Here is a 3,827-nt window from a genome sequence, read left to right as displayed (position 1 = left end):
CAGCAGCGCCGCGGCGCGCTCGACCGCCCAGCCCTTCACGTACCCGGACGGGTCGAACTGGCCGCCGGGCGCCGCCGTGAAGTACCCGCCGGACAGGTCGCGGACGACCGCGCAGGCGGTGAGGACCTCGGCCATCTCGGGGGCGCACGCGTCGACGGTGACCTCGGCGCGGGCGAGCAGCGACACGTCGCTGTCCGCCCGGTACGGCGAGAACACGCGGTCCACCCAGTGCAGCCACCGGATCGCGGCCTCCAGCGACCCGTCGTGGCAGGCCGAGCCTGGCACGTCGAACGACACGACGGTCCCCATCACGTGCTCGGCGTGCCGGACCCGCACGTCGACGGCCGACGTAGCGCTAGGCACCGTTGTCCAGGGCGCTTTGCAGGGACTTAATGTAGCCGCCGCTGGTGTAGGTGGCGCCGGAGACGGAGTCGATCCGCGCGCTCTGCGCGCTCAGCGTCTCCCCGATCAGCTTCGGGAACGCGAACTGGCCGATCTGCAGGTCGTGCTCGGTGGATTGCGGCTGCTCGAGGACGTTCACCTTGACGATCTTGGTGGTGGCGACCACGACCTGGACCTGGACAGGGCCGTAGGCCGTGTTAGCGACGTTCCCCGTGATCGCGCGCTCGCCCGGTGGCAGGGAGGCGGAGGGCTCGGGAGACGCGACCGTACGTTCTGACGACGAATGGGTTTTGAACGACAGCAGCGCGACGAGACCCGCGACCGTCGCGGTGACCGCAAGGATCGCCCGCCGCATTTTCCCTCCTAGAACTCGAACGACTCGTAGTGGATCCGGCGGCGCGGCACGCCCGCCTCGGTCAGCGCCGCCACCGCGCTGCCTGTCATGCCGGGCGGGCCGCACAGGTAGACGTCCATCCGGTGCAGGCCGGGCGCGAGCTGGCGCAGCGCCGTCGCCGACAGCGGGTCAGCGCCGAAGTCCCGCCGGGAGCCGACGACGTAGTGGACCGTCGCGCCGCGCGCCTCCGCGATCGCGTCGAGCTCGGACTGGAACACGATGTCCTGCCAGGTGCTCGCCCGGTAGATCAGCGTCACCGTGCCGCTGAGCGCGGCGAACATCGCACGCAGCGGGGTGATGCCGACGCCGCCCGCCAGCAGCAGGACCGACCGGTTGGTGCGGAGCGGCGTGAACGCGCCGAACGGTCCCTCGGCCAGCACCCGGGTGCCCGGGGCGAGCCTGGCGACCGCCGCGCTGTGGTCGCCGGTGCCCTGCACCGTGATCCGCATCAGCTCGTCGCTCGGTACCGCGGATAGCGAGTACGGATGCGACTGCCACCACAGGCCGCGGGTGAGGAAGCGCCACCGGAAGAACTGCCCTGGCTCGGCCGCAAGCTCTTTCAGGTGCCGCCCCTTGATGTAGATCGACACGGTGTGCGGCGACTCCTGGCGCACGCCCGCCACCCGGAACTGATGGCGCGCGTAGTCCCTGAAGGGCACCGCGACCCGGTACCAGAGCACGAGCGCCGCGACGATGAGGTACAGGGCCGACCACCAGAACCGCGCGATGAGGCTGCCGGTGAAGGCGGCGCCCACAGCGAACTGGTGGCTGAACGCGAGCGCGATCGCCAGGTATGTGTAGAAGTGCAGGTAGTACCAGGTTTCGTAGCTCATCCTGCGGCGCACCGCGCGGGCGGAGACCAGGGCGACGCCGAGCAGCAGGAACCAGGCGACCGTCGCCATCAGCACGTCGGGGTAGGTGGTGAGCAGCGTCGCGGTCTCGCTGACCGGGTTGGTGTGCGCGGTGACGGCGTAGCCCCAGGTGATCGCCAGCGCGTGGCCGCTGATCAGCCCGATCACGTACCTGCCGCCCATGGCGTGCCACCGGGCCAGCCGGTCCGCGCCGACCACGCGCTCGATGGGCCGGATGCGGGCCATCAGCAGCACCAGCACGACGACGGAGTAGCCGGCCAGCAGGCCGAGGATCTCTCCGGCGCCGGTCAGCCAGCCGCCGAATCCGGCGAGGCTGAGGGTGCTGTGCCACCAGAGGACGAGGACGGCGGCCGCGCCGGCCGCGATGGCCGTCAGCAGTGCCCGCGGGCCGACGGCGGTAGCCACCGATCCCTCGCCTCCCTGATTTAGCTTGGGCCTGATTAGCTTGGGCCTGATTAGCCTGGGCCTGATTAGCCTAGGAAAATGTTACTTCCGGTCACCTTGATGGTCTGGGCGGGCAGCGGGCTGGGCGCCGGACCGCCGACGACCGCGCCGGTGCTGATGCTGTACTGGCTGCCGTGACACGGGCAGTCGATCGTGCCGTTCGAGATCGTGCTGACGATGCAGCCCATGTGCGTGCAGACGGCGCTGAATGCCTTGAAATCGCCGGAGTTCGGCTGGGTGACGACGATTTTCTCGCTGGTGAAGATCTTGCCGCTGCCGACCGGGATCTCGCTGGTGGTGGCCAGCGCGGAGCCTTGCGCCCTGGCTGTGCTGCCACCGCCGCCCGACGCGGAGGAGGGAGCGGACCCGGCGCCGGTGGTGGCCGGCGGGGCGCCGGCGATGGTGCCCGCGGACGAACTGCTAGGACCGCCAGAACCGCAGGCGCTGACCGCACCCGCCAGACCCACGAGGCCGACACCAGCCAGCACGCCCCGCCGGGTACTCCGGCTTGCTCGGGTTGCTCGCGTGTCCTGCTGTGGTTCTTGTGTCACAAGAGATCCTCTTCTATCAGTCGGTAGTGGGTGAGTCCGTGGTGTGGCCGCGCATTGTGGCCATGCATTGTGGCCATGCATTGTGGCCGGGGGTTCCGGGCGCCGCTGCCTGACGTTCTCCTCCTTGCTACGAGAACGAAGCGGGCTCCGGATGGGTTCAGGGGCCGTCGTTACCGTGTCGTAAGGGATGGCGAGGCGGCCGGGGCGTCGGCGTGGTCACAATGCGCGATCACTGGCTGGATTGCTCATGATCGTAGCGGAGCGTAATCTCCTTGCCGGGTGCCATCCGGTCACTTACAGAGAGCTTTCATAGCAACTTGCGCTGACATCTGCGGTCGCCATCCATTTGACCTTGATAAACGCTGATCGATGTATCGTGAAAGGTAGATGTTGCTTACCTACTGGTTATGTCGCTATGTCCTCACGAGGAGTATTTATTTCTGTACGTAGCGCCATAATCTTGCCAGAGAAGGCATGACGGATGGGACACGATCAAATGCTTAGAGTTAGCAAGGTCGATGAATGGCTCCGCCGTGCGCCACCCCGCCCAGACATGAGCACGCACGGTGACTGCGTGCTCATCCGCTCAGGACGCGGTCCCGACGGCGCTCAGGGCATCGGCCTCGCGTCCGGGGTCACCAGACAGTCCGCCGGCGCTCAGGGCCTGTGCCTCAACCTGGTCATGATCCCGCCGGGCAGCCGCGGCATACCGCACTTCCACGATCGGCACGAGACCGCGATCTACACCGTCAGCGGCCAGACCGAGGTCTGGCACGGCCACGGCCTCGCCAAGCGGACCGTGGTACGCGCCGGGGACTTTATGTACATCCCGCCGGGGACGCCGCACCTGCCGGTGAACCGGGGGGACGTGACCGCGATCGCCGTCGTCGCGCGCACCGACCCAACGGAGACGGACCCAACGGAGACGGAGAGCCGCGTCGTCGTGGAGCTGCCCCGTCACCTGGCAGACCTGCTCAGCCTCCCGATAGTCGTCCAGGAGTGACGCTGACCGAATGACCCAGCTCCCCGCGCCCGCCTCCCGCGGGGCCGCGGCGAACCCGGCACCCCGGCGGTGGTTCCTCCTCCGCCGCCGGCCCCAGGGGCTTCTCCCCCCAGCACGCCGGATCCGCCGCAATCAGGTCGCGGTTCCCGCTGGTGTAGCAG

At 68.7% G+C, this 3,827-nt stretch carries 5 protein-coding genes; 1 reads left to right on the top strand and 4 read right to left on the bottom strand.

Features of this window, described 5'->3' with window-relative positions:
• The 4 genes from WA805_RS27570 to WA805_RS27555 all read right to left on the bottom strand — a co-directional run.
• On the bottom strand, positions 1–363 hold a 363-nt coding region (locus WA805_RS27570), incomplete at its 3' end, for an FAD:protein FMN transferase (RefSeq protein ID WP_425243793.1).
• Positions 356–757, bottom strand: a complete 402-nt coding sequence (locus WA805_RS27565; RefSeq protein WP_422280130.1) for an FMN-binding protein — start codon at positions 755–757, stop codon at positions 356–358. The genes WA805_RS27565 and WA805_RS27570, both read right to left, overlap by 8 nt.
• An 8-nt stretch (positions 758–765) precedes the next feature.
• The gene (locus tag WA805_RS27560; RefSeq protein ID WP_424565185.1) at positions 766–2,073 is read right to left on the bottom strand and encodes a ferredoxin reductase family protein; all 1,308 of its coding nucleotides are present in this window, start codon (positions 2,071–2,073) and stop codon (positions 766–768) included.
• 65 nt (positions 2,074–2,138) lie between these two features.
• Positions 2,139–2,600 (bottom strand): Rieske (2Fe-2S) protein, encoded by a 462-nt coding sequence (locus WA805_RS27555; protein ID WP_422280126.1) that lies wholly within the window; start codon positions 2,598–2,600, stop codon positions 2,139–2,141.
• A gap of 616 nt (positions 2,601–3,216) precedes the next feature.
• Between WA805_RS27555 and WA805_RS27550 the strand changes: the two genes are divergently transcribed.
• A complete protein-coding gene (locus WA805_RS27550) occupies positions 3,217–3,666 on the top strand; it encodes a cupin domain-containing protein (RefSeq protein ID WP_422285337.1) in 450 nt (149 codons plus the stop codon).
• Positions 3,667–3,827: the final 161 nt, after the last annotated feature.

It is taken from the genome of Trebonia sp. (assembly GCF_049794275.1).
Lineage (GTDB): Bacteria > Actinomycetota > Actinomycetes > Streptosporangiales > Streptosporangiaceae > Trebonia.
Note: the sequence above shows the minus strand (reverse complement) of the source record. Positions and strands in the feature narration are given on the sequence as shown.